Raw genomic sequence first — 14,891 nt, forward strand, 5'->3', positions numbered from 1 at the left:
GGCGAGTATGATGTTTAAGCAATACCTGCAAGTAACGAAACCAGGCATCATCTTTGGCAACCTGATCTCGGTGATCGGGGGATTTCTGCTGGCCTCAAAGGGCAGCATTGACTATCCCCTGTTCATCTATACGCTGGTCGGGGTGTCACTGGTTGTGGCGTCGGGTTGTGTATTTAACAACTACATCGACAGGGATATCGACAGGAAGATGGAAAGGACCAAGAATCGGGTGCTGGTCAAAGGCCTGATTTCTCCTGGCGTCTCGCTGGTATACGCCACCCTGCTGGGTATTGCTGGCTTTATGCTGCTGTGGTTTGGCGCTAATCCTCTGGCCTGCTGGCTGGGGGTGATGGGCTTCGTGGTCTACGTTGGCGTGTACAGCTTGTACATGAAGCGTCACTCCGTCTACGGAACGCTGATTGGTTCTCTCTCCGGCGCAGCGCCGCCGGTGATTGGCTACTGCGCCGTAACGGGCGACTTTGATAGCGGCGCGGCGATCCTGTTGGCTATTTTCAGCCTCTGGCAGATGCCGCACTCTTACGCCATCGCCATTTTCCGCTTTAAGGACTATCAGGCGGCCAATATCCCGGTTCTGCCGGTGGTAAAAGGAATCTCAGTCGCTAAAAACCACATAACGCTGTACATCATTGCGTTTGCCGTTGCAACGCTAATGCTAACGTTGGGCGGTTATGCCGGTTACAAATACCTGGTGGTCGCCGCGGCGGTCAGCGTTTGGTGGCTCGGCATGGCGCTACGCGGTTACAAAGTGGAAGATGATAAGGTCTGGGCGCGTAAGCTGTTCGGCTTCTCTATCATTGCGATTACTGCGCTGAGTATCATGATGTCCGTTGATTTTATGGTGCCGAATTCGCAGAATCTGCTGACTTACGTCTGGTAACAAGCGTTGCTATTGAAAAAACCGCCGTGTCACAAACGGCGGTTTTTTTATCCATTTCATCAGGCAGTAACGCCCCACGAGTTATCGATTCTGAATAATATGTAAATTATCCGTTTTCAGTAAATCAACTTTTTTACCATTGATTGTTGCCGTCGCTGACTTCACGGTGAAAGTAAGTTTATGGTAATCACACAAGTCACCGTTTTTCATCAAGAGATATCCCATCGACTTAAAAGAATCCCCCATACCCTGTTCAGCACCCAGAGTATTGAGACCCAAAGGAGGAAAAGCGACCATTCTTTCGTCACTAACTCCAGCATCATTTTTTAATATCAATTCCACACGTAAGTTCGCAACATGAATTAACTTATTCGTATTGACAACAAATCCAATCTGACACAGAGGAATATTATCAATCCTGCCAAATAATCCCGCATATTTTTCTAATGTCAGCTCAGGAAGTTGCTGACTAAAATCATTACGGCGCTTTCGATCTTTTTCACAATAATCAAGATAATCGCGTTGTGTCATCTTTTTTATATAGCTGTTATCGTAATAGTGCCAGGATTGTTGGCAATCGACATCTACACTCTGGGCCATTAAAATACATCTGTGCTAAATAATCAGCGGCCGCCTGTAATTCTTTCTCATAAGCTTTTTTAAAAAAATACAGCGCTTTATCGTAATCAACGTTAACCATTACGCCAGAATAGTACATACGACCTAATGTATACAATGCTTCTCCATTACCTTGCTGCGCCGCCATTTCATACCATTTCCTGGCTTTCTCTCCATCTGGTTGTAATCCCAATCCAGCGTGTTCATAAAGAAAACCTAACAGCGTCTGTGAGTCGGCATCCCCCTTCTCGGCCGAAATTCGGAGCCATTTCAGCGCTTCAGCAATATCTATCGTTTTCGTTTCATTATTAAAATACAAAGTAGAGACCAGTTTTGCCGTCTGATACGCGACCTCAGGATCACCCTCTCTCGCCCAGAGTATCGCTATCCGCGCAAGATGTGATGAGTCAAAACCTATTCGACTCAGCAGTTTTCGCTCATCTGATTGCGGGGCATAAAAATAGAAACTTAAGCCTTGAATAAAATGAGGACGAAATGAAAGGTCTCTATATGCCTCAAGTTTATTACTATAAACACTCCCAATTATACGTTCACTCACCTTTTTATCGAGATTGATATTGGATAGATTAATTTTTTCTCTAAGCTGTTTTGCTAATGTTTTCGCTTGCGTAATGTCCTTTTGGGTACCGATGCCATATTCATAGAAATAAGCTGCATTAAAGCAACCATAATCACCGTCCAAATCACAAGCCTGCTCGTAGTACTTTATTGCTTGCGGAATATCCACAGATACTGAAACACCGTACTCATAAATAAACCCCAACTCCGCCAGCGCTTGAGCATTATTATCTTTGGCTAACGCTTTTAGCTCATTTAGCGCCTGAATATCTTTCTGCGCAATACGGCTATACAACGCGTCAATATCATCACCTGCCTGACATACCGATGCGAAAGAAAGCCCAAGCAGAAACAAAATACTCCATTTCCGTTTTATCATTTTTCATTCCCTTATTCTTTATCTAAAAAGCGCACACTATCAGCTTTCAGTAAATCGACATTCTTACCGTTAATCGTTGCCGTAGCGGATTTCAGCGTAAAATGGATATCGCCGATCCCGTGACAAAAATCTTGCGTATACAGCGGGAGATCGTATGTGGTAATGAGAGGATCAACATCATGATTTTGCATATCTATCCCCAGAGTATTCAAACCGAATGGCGGAATCATCAACGTTTCCTCAGTTGCCATTCCATCATCATTTTTCAGCTCAAGCGTAATATGCAAATTCGCCATGTTACGGATTTTATCTGTGCCAATCTGAAAAATTAGTGCGCATTCTTTCGGTTTAGCCGTTATCCCGCGAGAGAAAACACTCTCTTTTTTTAGCGTTACTTTAGGTAAAGCATCCGCGTTGTTTTTTCGACTCTGAATATCCGCTGCGCACTTACTTAAAAATATTTTTTCCTCAACCATCTTACCTACATATCGAGATGCTTTCTTGTAATACGACCAGGCTTTATCACAATCAGGTGCAGTACCTAAACCGTTATAATACATCCAACTCAACGGCATCGTTGAGCGCGAATTAGTACCATCATTTTCAACCTGCGTAAATAATGCCAGCGCTTTAGCGTAATCAGTGCGCCCTGTTGCGCCAGAATAATAGATTTTACCTAACGCAATCTGTGCATCGCTGTCCCCCTGCTTAGCCGCCTGTCCATACCATTTTTGTGCTTCCTGAATGTCTGGCTTAATCCCCCACTCATCGCCCTCTCCCCCCGAATAAATACTCCCCAAGAGAGATTGGGCCTCAACGACGCCTTTTTCCGCGGCGGCGCGAAACCACTTCAATGACGCAGGTCTGGCTTGATAAGGCTCGTCCGCATAGCGACCGGAAAAGTCATTAAGGGTGAGTCGCCCCATCTGATAATCCATTTGCGGGTCGCCATCCTGCGACCATAACGTAGCCAGCCGAAATGTTTTTTCCTGGTTAAATCCAATACGGCTAAAAAAAAGCGCATCGCTCTCGGGTCTATTATTTAGAGCATGAATTAGTATACTAATAAATGCCGCCCGCTGCGATTTATCCGTATCGGCCAATGCTTTTGCCATGTAAATTTCTTGCGAAAACTTATCAATATATTCTTGCTCAATCAATAAATTATCCAGATTCATTTTCTTAGCATACTTATTGGCCTGAGCGCTATCTTTCGCCACTCCGTCGCCATACTGATAAGCATACTTCACATTATAGCAACCATAGTTACCGCCAAGTTCACAGGCCTGCTTGTAATACTGCAACGCCCGTTCGCGATTCATCGGTACACCAATACCGTATTCATGGATAAACCCCAGTTCATCCAGAACCGAAGCTCTTTTTTCCACAGGCAAAGCATCAAGATCCTTCTGGGTAAGCGCAGCATATTTTACATCATCTTTACCGTTGTTCGCTGAAGCATTCACCTGGCTAACAAATAAAACACCCGCTAAAATACATAATGATAAGAATTTAATTTTCACAACGAATTCACTCCTTGAATAATATAATAAATAAGACTGATGACGAACCTTCTGCCTGATAAACGCGCGCCATCACGCAGAAAGTTTGCTATCAGTCTCGGCGTTGTTGAATAAATCAAATTTTCAGGAGATGGACGGTTCTGATCATTGCCATCGTTTCAGAATCGGGTTCCTATGGCAAAGCAAAAGTTTAAAGTCACCCACCGGCCAGCAGCGCGGTTCGCTGACAGTCTGACTTGACGAGTCTGCTATTGCTACATGGAGCAACAGCGTACACAGCCTGAAGGCCGTGGCTAACCGCTACACTATACTGATACGGCTCAGATAGCCACTACAGCTCAAGGAGATCGGAATATGAATGAGCACAAGGCTATGCTGACTCTCCCGATCGCCCCTATCGTGTTAACAATTTATCTCTTTTTTAGCTCAACTGTTTCAAAAACATAATATTTGCTAATTAACCCTCTATTTACCCGGCACACTCCCCGCACTACACTACTCCCAGCTTTTATACAGAGGTGGCAATGAACGATTATAAAATGACGCCAGGGGAGCTGCGCGCCACATGGGGTTTAGGGACCGTCTTTTCGTTGCGTATGCTGGGCATGTTTATGGTTCTACCAGTACTGACCACATACGGTATGGCGCTACAGGGCGCCAGCGAAGCATTAATCGGCATTGCGATCGGTATTTACGGGCTGGCGCAGGCTATCTTTCAAATTCCCTTTGGGCTGCTGTCCGACCGCATTGGCCGTAAACCGCTGATTGTCGGCGGACTGGCGGTATTTGTCGCGGGCAGCGTCATTGCCGCGCTCTCCCACTCTATCTGGGGCATTATTCTGGGGCGAGCGCTACAGGGGTCCGGCGCTATTGCCGCCGCCGTCATGGCGCTCCTGTCTGACCTCACCCGCGAGCAAAACCGTACCAAAGCGATGGCGTTTATCGGCGTCAGCTTTGGTATCACCTTCGCGATTGCGATGGTATTAGGGCCGATCGTTACCCATAGTCTGGGATTGAACGCGTTGTTCTGGATGATCGCCGCCCTCGCCACTCTGGGCATTCTTCTGACGATCTGGGTGGTTCCCAACAGTACTAACCATGTGCTGAATCGCGAATCCGGGATGGTCAAAGGCAGCTTCAGTAAAGTGCTGGCGGAGCCGAGGCTGCTCAAGCTCAATTTCGGCATTATGTGTCTGCATATTTTATTGATGTCCACCTTTGTCGCCCTGCCCGGCCAGCTTGCCGATGCCGGTTTCCCTGCCGCCGAACACTGGAAGGTGTATCTGGCAACCATGGTGATCGCCTTTGCCGCCGTCGTGCCTTTTATTATCTATGCTGAAGTCAAACGGCGGATGAAGCAGGTATTCCTGTTCTGCGTGGGGCTCATTGTCGTCGCAGAAATCGTGTTGTGGGGAGCGGGCCAACATTTCTGGGAGCTGGTGATTGGCGTACAACTCTTTTTCCTCGCCTTTAATCTGATGGAGGCGCTGCTGCCTTCGCTTATTAGCAAAGAGTCGCCCGCGGGGTATAAAGGAACGGCGATGGGCGTCTATTCTACCAGTCAGTTTCTTGGCGTGGCGCTTGGCGGCTCGCTGGGCGGCTGGATAGACGGCACGTTTGATGGGCAAACCGTTTTCCTTGCCGGGGCCGTACTGGCGATGGTATGGCTGGCAGTGGCAAGTACCATGAAAGAGCCGCCCTATGTCAGCAGCCTGCGCGTGGAAATTCCAGCGGATATTGTTGCTGACGACAGGCTAAAACAGCGACTGTTGGCAATGAAAGGCGTAAGCGAAGCGCTGATCGTGGCGGAAGAGCATTCCGCTTACGTCAAAATCGACAGCAAAGTGACCAATCGCTTTGAAGTTGAACAGCTTATCAGCAAAGGATGAATGCTGCATTGCCGGATGGCGGCGAGGCTCTATCCGGCATAACAACTTAATCGCGGAAGTTTTTGAACTGGAACGGCTGGCCCAAATCGCCGCCGCGAACCAGCGCCATTACCGATTGCAGATCGTCACGTGATTTGCCCGTCACGCGAATCTCTTCCCCCTGAATTTGCGCCTGCACCTTCAGTTTGCTGTCTTTAATCAGCTTGACGATTTTCTTCTGCACGGCGCTTTCAATGCCCTGCTTCAGCTTCGCTTCCACATACCAGGTTTTACCGCTATGCACGAACTCGTCCGGTACATCCAGCGAAGCGCCTTCAATACCGCGTTTAAGCAGCTTGGCGCGCAGAATATCGAGCAACTGATTGACCTGGAAATCGGACTCGCTCAGCACCTTGATGGTTTTATTGGCATCGTTCAGTTCAATAGTCGCCTCTACGCCACGAAAGTCAAAACGAGACTCAACCTCGCGAACCGCGTTATCCACGCCGTTACGCGCTTCCTGCAGATCAACTTCAGAAACAATATCGAAAGATGGCATCTTTTCTTCTCCCTTCATTTTCGTTGCGTTGCATAATACCTGCAACGAGGCTTAACGAGAAGCTTAGCTGATGACGCTATAATTAGCGCCATAACACCTGGCGCTGTTGCAGGTGAGGAGGAACAATGAAAATTACTGTACTGGGATGCGGAGCCTTAGGACAACTTTGGCTTTCGGCACTGTGCAAACATGGACATGACGTACAGGGCTGGCTACGGGTGCCACAACCTTATTGCAGCGTAAATCTGATCGATACCGATGGTTCCTTTTTCAACGAATCACTGACGGCAAACGATCCGGATTTTTTGGCGAAGAGCGAACTGTTATTAGTCACGCTGAAAGCGTGGCAGGTTTCCGACGCAGTACGAACCCTGGCGTCAACCCTACCGGTGACGTCGCCTATCCTGCTCATTCATAATGGAATGGGAACCATAGAAGAACTGCAAAATATCCAACAGCCGATGTTGATGGGGACTATCACCCATGCTGCGCGCCGCGACGGTAATATCATTATTCATGTCGCTAACGGTACTACGCATATTGGCCCGGCGCGCGAGCAAGACGGCGATTACAGTTATCTCGCCGATATCCTGCAGGGGGTACTGCCCGATGTCGCCTGGCATAACAATATCCGCGCAGAGATGTGGCGCAAACTGGCGGTCAACTGTGTTATCAACCCGCTCACCGCGCTTTGGAACTGCCCGAACGGCGAGCTGCGCCATCATACTGATGAAATCAACGCGATTTGCGAAGAGGTCGCCGCCGTGATTGAACGTGAAGGCTACCACACATCGGCAGACGATTTACGCTATTATGTTGAGCAAGTGATTGACAGTACGGCAGAAAACATCTCATCCATGTTGCAGGACGTGCGTGCCATGCGCCATACCGAAATTGACTACATTACCGGTTATTTACTCAAGCGCGCCCGCGTGCACGGTCTCGCCGTTCCGGAAAATAGCCGCCTGTTTGAAATGGTAAAGCGAAAGGAGAGTGAGTATGAGCGCTCAGGCACTGGTATGCCTCGCCCCTGGTAGTGAAGAGACCGAAGCGGTCACCACTATCGATCTGCTGGTTCGCGGCGGAATCCACGTCACTACTGCAAGCGTCGCCAGCGATGGCAACCTGACGATTGTCTGCTCGCGCGGTGTAAAGCTACTGGCGGATGCGCCGCTGGTTGAAGTTGCCGACGGCGATTATGACATCATCGTGTTGCCCGGCGGAATTAAAGGCGCCGAGTGCTTTCGCGACAGCCCGCTGCTGGTCGAAACCGTAAAACAGTTTCACCGCTCCGGGCGCATTGTCGCAGCCATTTGCGCCGCAGCCGCTACAGTGCTCGTGCCGCACGATATCTTCCCTATCGGCAATATGACCGGTTTTCCGGCGCTGAAAGATAAGATCCCCGCCGAACAGTGGCAGGATAAGCGTGTGGTGTGGGATGCGCGGGTAAAATTATTAACCAGCCAGGGACCTGGTACCGCTATCGATTTTGGCTTGAAAATCATCGACCTGTTGGCTGGTCGTGAAAAAGCGCATGAAGTGGCTTCGCAACTGGTGATGGCGGCGGGGATTTATAACTACTACGAATAAGAATGATTGCCGGATGGCGGCGTAAACACCTTATCCGGCCTACAAAACGGTACAGTCTGTAGGCCGGATAAGCGGCAGCGCCATCCGGCAGTTATTTTACGGGCGTTCGCCCTGCGCCAGACGCGCATTAATATGCGCAATCACCCCAGGTAAATCCGCCAGTGAATCCACCACGTAATGCGCCCCGGCGGCGTACAGCTTGCTGGCCGCGTGCTCGCGGCGGACCGCAACGTCCTCTTTCGACATTGTCTGATAGGCGTCCCATGTTGCGCCGAATTCGTTACCCGATACCGCCAGCCCCACCGTCCACATCCCCGCGTTAAGCCCCTCGCTAATGCCCGGCGCGGCATCATCTACCTTCACGCAGTGCGCGACCGCATCAATGCCCAGCGCAATCACGTTTTGCAGCGCCATCCACGGCCCCGGGCGACCACCCGCGGCCAGGTCGTCCGTTGCTACCCAATGATCCGGACGATAGCCATGCTCGGCGGCGGCGGGAACCAGGCGCTCCATCACCGCTCGTGGGTAACCGGAGCAGGAGCCTATCTTGATGCCCTCGGCTCGTAGCGCCGCGATCGTGTCGATAACTCCGGCAATAGGAGAAGAAAAATCGACAACTTTAGCAATCTGTAACGGCATGAAAGCGGCGTAGATGGCATCAATATCTGCTGCGCTCATGGAGCGGCCAAACTTTGCCTGCCAGCGCGCGTCAACAGCAGGTAATTTTCCCAGCGCTTCAATGTGTTGCCATTTACCCAGCCCCATTGGCACGCGTGCTTCGGCGAGGGTGATCTCCACATCAAATGCCTGACGGAACGCCTCGACGAAAATTTGCGTCGGCGCGAAGGAGCCAAAATCGACGGTGGTGCCCGCCCAGTCGAGAATAACAGCGTGAATACGGTTCATCATGGTTCCTTATTTCATCCAGTACATGGCGGTACGAATGGCGGTCAGCAGGGCCGTGATATCGGCGGCATATACTTCGCCAATGTTGCCGATGCGGAAGCAGTCGCTTTGCGACACTTTGCCTGGATAGATAACAAAGCCCTGCTCTTTGAGGCGGCGATAAAATTCGCTAAAGCGATACTGCGGGTCTTCCGGTGAATAAAAGGCGGTGATAATGGGCGAGTGAAGTTCGTCATCCAGCAGCGTGTTAAAGCCCAGCGCCCGCATTCCGGCCACCAGGCTGCGCTGATTTTGCTGATAGCGTTGATGACGTGCCGCCACGCCACCTTCTTTCGCCAGCTCTTTCAGCGCCTGTGCAAACGCCAGGACGGTATGTGTGGGCGAAGTAAAACGCCATTTGCCGTGGTTATCCTCCATGCAACGCCACTGGGCGTAGAGATCTAACGACAGCGAGCGGGAATGCCCTTTGCACGCGGCCAGTTTTTGCTCGCGGGCAATCACAAAGGCAAAACCCGGCACGCCCTGAATGCATTTATTGGCGGAGCTGATCAGATAGTCGATGTGTAATGCTGCAATATCCATGGGGATGCCGCCGAAGCTGCTCATGGCGTCAACGATGTAGGTTTTGCCATAGCGATGCGCCAGAGCGCCCACCTCATCAATGGGGTTGAGCATCCCGGTGGTCGTTTCGCTATGCACCATGGCGATATGGCTGATCGTCGGGTCGGCGTTGAGGATCGCGTCGATCGCCTGCACGTCCGGGCGCGCAACTTCGCCGCAGTCGTAAGCGTGATGGGCGATACCCATAAGGCCGGCCATCTCGACCATTCGTGCGCCGTATGCACCGTTGCTGACGATCAGCACCTTATCCTGCGGCCCCAATGCGCTGCCCAGTACGGCTTCCACAGCATAGCTACCGCTGCCTTGCAGTAGTACGGAGGTGTAGCCTTCGGAGGCCGTTGCCAGTTCGGTCAGCTGCTGGCGGATCTGTTCCACCACGCCGATATTGTAATCATCATCCCAGGTACAGCTATCGAACAACATCGCTTCTTTCACGGTACGAGAGGTGGTGAGCGGGCCAGGAGTCAGCAACAGATAGTTACGCGAAGTCATGTTATTTACCTTTGGTCTATACCAGATTGCATTTATCATGACGATCTTTGCCGCGACGGGTCAAAGAGAAAATCGCGCTGCAACAAAAAATTCATCTCTGCTTGTATAATGGCGGCAGGCAAAACGGAAGCGAGTAAGCATGAAATCTATCCCGGGCGATATCCCGCAGTACCTGTTGATCAAGGCACAGCTTCAGGCACGTATTCAGAGCGGTGCGTTGAAAAGCGGTGATAAACTGCCGTCTGAACGCGAACTGTGCGCGATCTTCAACACCACGCGCATTACTATTCGCGAAAGTCTGGCACAGCTGGAGTCCAGTGGGCTTATCTGGCGCGCCGATCGTCGCGGTTGGTTCGTTACGCCGGAACGCCTGTGGCTGGATCCGACCCAGAACACCAACTTCCATAAGCTTTGCCGCGAGCAGGGGCGGGAGCCAAAAACCGCGCTACTGAGCGGCGTGTTAACCACCGTGCCTGTCGAGGTCATGGAGCCCCTCCAGCTCCAGCCGTTTGATCAAATCTATCTGCTGACCCGTCTGCGTTACGCCGATGGCCGCGCCGTGTGCTACTGCGAAAACCATTGTTTGCCCGCCCGCGTGCCTGAGCTGCTGCAGTACGATCTCAACGGCAGCCTGACCGAGGTATACGAGTCGCACTACAACCTCGTCTATACCAGCATGCATCTGTCGTTCTACCCCACCGCCATGCCTGCGCAGGCCGCACAGGCGCTGGGCGTTATGGAAGGGCGCCCGGCGCTGTTGCTGCGCCGTCTGAACTACGATCAACACGGGCGAGTGCTGGATCTGGATATCGAATACTGGCGTCACGACAGCCTGCGCATTGAGGTAGATACCCACTAGCGGGTGCGCCGGATGTTGGCTGCGGGCCTTATCCGGCCTGTCAATCGTATCGTCTCACGGCTATCCGGATAAGCGCAGCATCCTCCGGCGTGGACTGATTTATTTCTCTTTCATCGTTTTGTCATATAAGCCGTTTAGCGTAAAAAGCAAACCTGGTATAGGCCAGAAAATGCAACGTACGCTATGAGGCTATTACGATGAAACTTTCCCGACTTGCTCTGCTGTCTGTCTTCGCTCTCGCCAGCGCCCCGTCATGGGCGGAATCGGTGGTCACGGTGTACTCCATCGACGGGCTGCACGATGGCGATAACAGCTGGTACCAGGTGCAGTTTGACGCGTTCACCAAAGCGACCGGCATTACCGTACGCTATGTTGAAGGCGGTGGTGGCGTGGTAGTGGAACGTCTGGCAAAAGAGCGTACGAATCCGCAGGCCGACGTGCTGGTAACCGCGCCGCCATTCATTCAGCGCGCCGCCGCCGAAAAGCTGCTGGCGAACTTTAACACCGACGCCGCATCGGCTATCCCCGATGCCAACAACCTTTATTCGCCGCTGGTAAAGAACTATCTGAGCTTTATCTACAACAGCAAGCTGCTGAAAACTGCCCCGGCGAGCTGGCAGGATCTGCTTGACGGTAACTTCAAAAATAAACTCCAGTATTCCACGCCAGGTCAGGCCGCTGACGGCACGGCGGTGATGCTGCAGGCTTTCCACAGCTTCGGCAGTAAAGATGCCGGTTTTGCGTATCTCGGCAAGCTGCAGGCCAATAACGTCGGGCCATCTGCCTCTACCGGCAAGCTAACCGCGCTGGTTAATAAAGGTGAAATCTACGTCGCTAACGGCGACCTGCAAATGAACCTCGCGCAGATGGAACGTAACCCGAACGTGAAAATCTTCTGGCCGGCCAACGACAAAGGCGAGCGCAGCGCGCTGGCCATCCCTTATGTCATTGGCCTGGTCCAGGGGGCGCCGCAGAGTGAAAATGGTAAAAAGCTGATTAACTTCCTGCTGAGTAAAGAAGCGCAGACTCGCGTCAGCGAACTCTCCTGGGGAATGCCGGTACGCAGCGACGTGACGCCGAGCGACGAACATTACAAGACCGCCACTGCCGCGTTAGAAGGCGTGCAGAGCTGGCAGCCAAATTGGGATGACGTAGCCGTTTCGCTGTCGGCAGATATTAGCCGTTGGCACAAAGTGACCGAAAGCGAGTAAGCCTGATGCTGATGAAAACGACTGCCGTTCACGTCCCTGCATCGCAGGGGACATCGGGCATAGTCCTCGACTCGCTGCGCGTTGCGTATCACGGCAACGTGGTGCTTAAACCGCTCTCTTTGACGATTGAACCTGGCGAAGTGCTGGCGCTGATTGGCCCATCAGGATCTGGAAAAACGACGGTGCTGCGTGCGGTTGCGGGCTTTGTGCAACCTGCAGGCGGTCGTATTCTGATTGGCGATACGGACGTCACCCATCTGCCACCCTATAAACGCGGGTTGGCGATGGTGGTGCAGAACTACGCCTTGTTCCCGCATCTGAAAGTGGAAGACAACGTCGCTTTTGGCCTGCGTGCGCAGAAGCAGCCAAAGGCGCTAATTAATGAGCGTGTAACGCAGGCGCTGAAAACGGTTGGCATGAGTGATTACGCCGCCCGTTATCCGCATCAACTTTCCGGCGGCCAGCAGCAACGCGTGGCCATCGCCCGCGCGATTGCCGTGCGCCCGCGCGTGCTGTTGCTGGATGAACCACTGTCAGCGCTGGACGCACAGATTCGTCATAATATGGTGGAAGAAATCGCCTGTCTTCACCGTGAGCTGCCGGAACTCACTATTCTCTACGTCACCCACGATCAAACGGAAGCGCTCACCCTGGCCGATAAAATCGGCATTATGAAGGATGGCTCGCTGATTGCTCACGGCGAAACCCGCGCGCTATATCAGCATCCGCCCAATCGTTTTGCCGCCGAATTCTTAGGTCGCGCCAATATTCTCTCCGCCATCGCGCTGGGGATAACGGAGGCTCCGGGGCTGGTGGACGTCAGCTGCGGCGGTGCGGTGATTCGCGCGTTCAGCCGGGGCAGCCACCACGGTTACAACAAACTGCTGTGCATTCGTCCTCAGCACCTCAGCCTGACGCCGCGTTCGGCCTACAGCAACCGCTTCAACGCCACACTGCAATCGGTGCACTGGCAGGGCGATTTAACCCATCTGCTGTGTGACGTTGCTGGCGAAACGGTGCGGATGGTGTTGACGCATGTCAATCCGCTGCCGCGCGTGGGCGACAAGCTGGCGCTGTGGTTCGAACCGGATGATGCGGTCCTGATTGAGGTATAACCATGTCACTCATTTTACCTCTGGAAAAACCGGCGCTTAACCTACGCCCACTGCTGTGGCTGCTGCTCCCGTTGCTGGTGCTGGCGACGCTGTTTTTCTGGCCTCTGTCGCTCATCGTTGAACAGGCGCTACGCGGTGCCAATGGCGAGATCGGGCTCGAGACCTTCCGGCAGGTGGTCGACTCGAAACGCTTTGTCGGCGCGTTGCTGAACACGTTGCAAATCGCCTTTTTCGCCACCGCCGGTTGCCTGCTGCTGGGCAGCGTGATGTCGCTGATTCTGGTGTTTATTCCTTTCCCCGGCAGCGAGTTGATTGGTCGGGTCGTCGATACTTTTATTGCGCTGCCGACCTTCCTGATTACGCTGGCGTTCACCTTTATTTATGGGTCAGCGGGTCTGCTCAACGGTGCGCTGATGAGCCTGTTTGCCTTTGAGCTACCGCCGGTGGATTTTCTCTACTCGATGCAGGGCGTCATTCTGGCGGAGATCACGGTGTTCACTCCGCTGGTGATGCGGCCACTGATGGCCGCGCTGCGGCAAATTGATAAAAGCCAGCTAGAGGCAGCCAGTATTCTGGGGGCGCACCCGTTACGGGTGATTGGGCAGGTGATTTTCCCGGCGGCGCTACCGGCGCTGATGGCTGGTGGCAGCCTGTGCCTACTGTTGACCACTAACGAGTTCGGCATCGTACTGTTTATTGGCGCGAAAGGGGTTAACACCCTGCCGATGATGGTTTACAGCAAAGCGATTCTGGAGTCCGACTATACGGTCGCCTGCATGATTGCGTTGATTAACATTGTCTTGTCGCTGGGGCTGTTCTCCCTCTATCGCCTGGCGGCATCGCGTACCGGCGTAAGGAGCCAGCCATGCTAATTTGGTCACCTAAAGGACGCGCAGCGGCGGGCGTTGTGGCTAGCGTACTGTTTATCGTGTTCTTTTTCCTGCCGCTGGCGGTGATTCTGATGTCCAGCCTTAGCCAGCAGTGGAACGGTATTCTGCCGAGTGGCTTCACGCTGAACCACTTTGTTAACGCTCTGCACGGTGCGGCATGGGATGCCCTACTTGCCAGCCTCACGATTGGCTTTTGCGCCAGCCTGTTTGCGCTGCTTTGCGGCGTTTGGGCGGCGCTGGCGCTGCGTCAATATGGGGTGAAAACGCAGAAATGGTTAAGTATGGTGTTCTATCTGCCGAGTGCGATTCCGTCAGTGTCCGTGGGCCTGGGCATTCTGGTTGCTTTCAGCCAGGGGCCATTGCAAATGAACGGCACCCTATGGATTGTGCTGACAGCGCACTTTGTGCTGATTTCCGCCTTTACCTTCAGTAACGTGTCGACCGGACTGGCGCGAATTTCCGCCGATATTGAAAACGTCGCGTCGAGTCTGGGGGCATCGCCCTGGTATCGTCTGCGTCACGTGACGTTGCCGTTATTGATGCCGTGGATGGTGTCAGCGCTGGCGCTGAGTTTATCGCTCTCCATGGGGGAGTTGGGCGCGACGATGATGATTTATCCGCCGGGCTGGACGACGCTGCCGGTAGCTATCTTTAGCCTGACCGACCGTGGAAATATTGCCGACGGCGCGGCGCTGACCATTGTGCTGGTGGCCATTACGCTGCTGCTGATGATGAAGCTGGAGCGCATTGCAAAACGGTTGGGGCAGAAATAAAACGGTAGGC

At 52.6% G+C, this 14,891-nt stretch carries 13 protein-coding genes and 2 pseudogenes; 9 read left to right on the forward strand and 6 right to left on the reverse strand.

Annotation, left to right across the window (positions count from 1 at the left end; all coding sequences use genetic code 11):
* Window positions 1–7 precede the first annotated feature (7 nt).
* A complete protein-coding gene (cyoE, locus tag QEN31_RS17285) occupies window positions 8–898 on the forward strand; it encodes a heme o synthase (protein WP_000971352.1) in 891 nt (296 codons plus the stop codon).
* 81 nt (window positions 899–979) lie between these two features.
* On the opposite strand, the pseudogene QEN31_RS17290 reads toward cyoE, so the two are convergent.
* Window positions 980–2,474 (reverse strand): annotated as a pseudogene (locus tag QEN31_RS17290) (tetratricopeptide repeat protein).
* Window positions 2,475–2,485: 11 nt separating this feature from the next.
* Window positions 2,486–3,997, reverse strand: coding sequence for a tetratricopeptide repeat protein (locus QEN31_RS17295; protein ID WP_000693743.1), 1,512 nt, complete (start codon window positions 3,995–3,997; stop codon window positions 2,486–2,488).
* 524 nt (window positions 3,998–4,521) lie between these two features.
* Between QEN31_RS17295 and QEN31_RS17300 the strand changes: the two genes are divergently transcribed.
* A complete protein-coding gene (locus QEN31_RS17300) occupies window positions 4,522–5,886 on the forward strand; it encodes an MFS transporter (RefSeq protein WP_001000938.1) in 1,365 nt (454 codons plus the stop codon).
* A gap of 46 nt (window positions 5,887–5,932) precedes the next feature.
* On the opposite strand, the gene QEN31_RS17305 is transcribed toward QEN31_RS17300, so the two are convergent.
* Window positions 5,933–6,424, reverse strand: coding sequence for a YajQ family cyclic di-GMP-binding protein (locus tag QEN31_RS17305; RefSeq protein WP_001138913.1), 492 nt, complete (start codon window positions 6,422–6,424; stop codon window positions 5,933–5,935).
* 125 nt (window positions 6,425–6,549) lie between these two features.
* Between QEN31_RS17305 and panE the strand changes: the two genes are divergently transcribed.
* Entirely contained in the window at window positions 6,550–7,461 is a 912-nt protein-coding gene (panE, locus tag QEN31_RS17310) for a 2-dehydropantoate 2-reductase (protein WP_000705816.1), read from the forward strand.
* Entirely contained in the window at window positions 7,424–8,014 is a 591-nt protein-coding gene (gene yajL, locus QEN31_RS17315; RefSeq protein ID WP_001275807.1) for a protein deglycase YajL, read from the forward strand. The genes panE and yajL overlap by 38 nt, the downstream gene beginning before the upstream one ends.
* A gap of 8 nt (window positions 8,015–8,022) precedes the next feature.
* Here the strand turns inward: yajL and QEN31_RS25450 are convergent.
* The 3 genes and pseudogenes from QEN31_RS25450 to phnW all read right to left on the reverse strand — a co-directional run.
* A pseudogene (locus tag QEN31_RS25450) lies at window positions 8,023–8,105 on the reverse strand (hypothetical protein); the annotation flags it as partial.
* 5 nt (window positions 8,106–8,110) lie between these two features.
* Window positions 8,111–8,920 (reverse strand): phosphonoacetaldehyde hydrolase, encoded by an 810-nt coding sequence (gene phnX / locus QEN31_RS17320; protein WP_001530701.1) that lies wholly within the window; start codon window positions 8,918–8,920, stop codon window positions 8,111–8,113.
* A 9-nt stretch (window positions 8,921–8,929) separates the two neighbouring features.
* Entirely contained in the window at window positions 8,930–10,033 is a 1,104-nt protein-coding gene (gene phnW / locus QEN31_RS17325) for a 2-aminoethylphosphonate--pyruvate transaminase (protein ID WP_000203968.1), read from the reverse strand.
* 139 nt (window positions 10,034–10,172) lie between these two features.
* On the opposite strand from phnW, the gene phnR reads away from it, so the two are divergent.
* The 5 genes from phnR (at window position 10,173) to phnV (ending at window position 14,881) form a co-directional block, all read left to right on the forward strand.
* Window positions 10,173–10,892: a phosphonate utilization transcriptional regulator PhnR gene (phnR, locus tag QEN31_RS17330; RefSeq protein WP_000836268.1), complete on the forward strand. Its 720-nt coding sequence runs from the start codon at window positions 10,173–10,175 to the stop codon at window positions 10,890–10,892.
* A gap of 197 nt (window positions 10,893–11,089) precedes the next feature.
* Window positions 11,090–12,103 (forward strand): 2-aminoethylphosphonate ABC transporter substrate-binding protein, encoded by a 1,014-nt coding sequence (phnS, locus tag QEN31_RS17335; RefSeq protein WP_000778011.1) that lies wholly within the window; start codon window positions 11,090–11,092, stop codon window positions 12,101–12,103.
* A gap of 5 nt (window positions 12,104–12,108) precedes the next feature.
* Window positions 12,109–13,218: a 2-aminoethylphosphonate ABC transport system ATP-binding subunit PhnT gene (gene phnT, locus QEN31_RS17340; RefSeq protein WP_000928799.1), complete on the forward strand. Its 1,110-nt coding sequence runs from the start codon at window positions 12,109–12,111 to the stop codon at window positions 13,216–13,218.
* Window positions 13,219–13,220: 2 nt separating this feature from the next.
* Window positions 13,221–14,090, forward strand: a complete 870-nt coding sequence (gene phnU / locus QEN31_RS17345; protein ID WP_000052714.1) for a 2-aminoethylphosphonate ABC transporter permease subunit — start codon at window positions 13,221–13,223, stop codon at window positions 14,088–14,090.
* Window positions 14,084–14,881 carry a 2-aminoethylphosphonate ABC transport system, membrane component PhnV gene (gene phnV / locus QEN31_RS17350; RefSeq protein ID WP_000909793.1) on the forward strand — a complete coding sequence of 266 codons (798 nt, stop codon included), beginning with the start codon at window positions 14,084–14,086 and terminating at the stop codon, window positions 14,879–14,881. Before phnU ends, phnV begins: the two co-directional genes overlap by 7 nt.
* Window positions 14,882–14,891: the final 10 nt, after the last annotated feature.

Origin of the sequence: Salmonella sp. SA15303 (assembly GCF_029962125.1) — a bacterium.
Classification (GTDB): domain Bacteria; phylum Pseudomonadota; class Gammaproteobacteria; order Enterobacterales; family Enterobacteriaceae; genus Salmonella; species Salmonella enterica.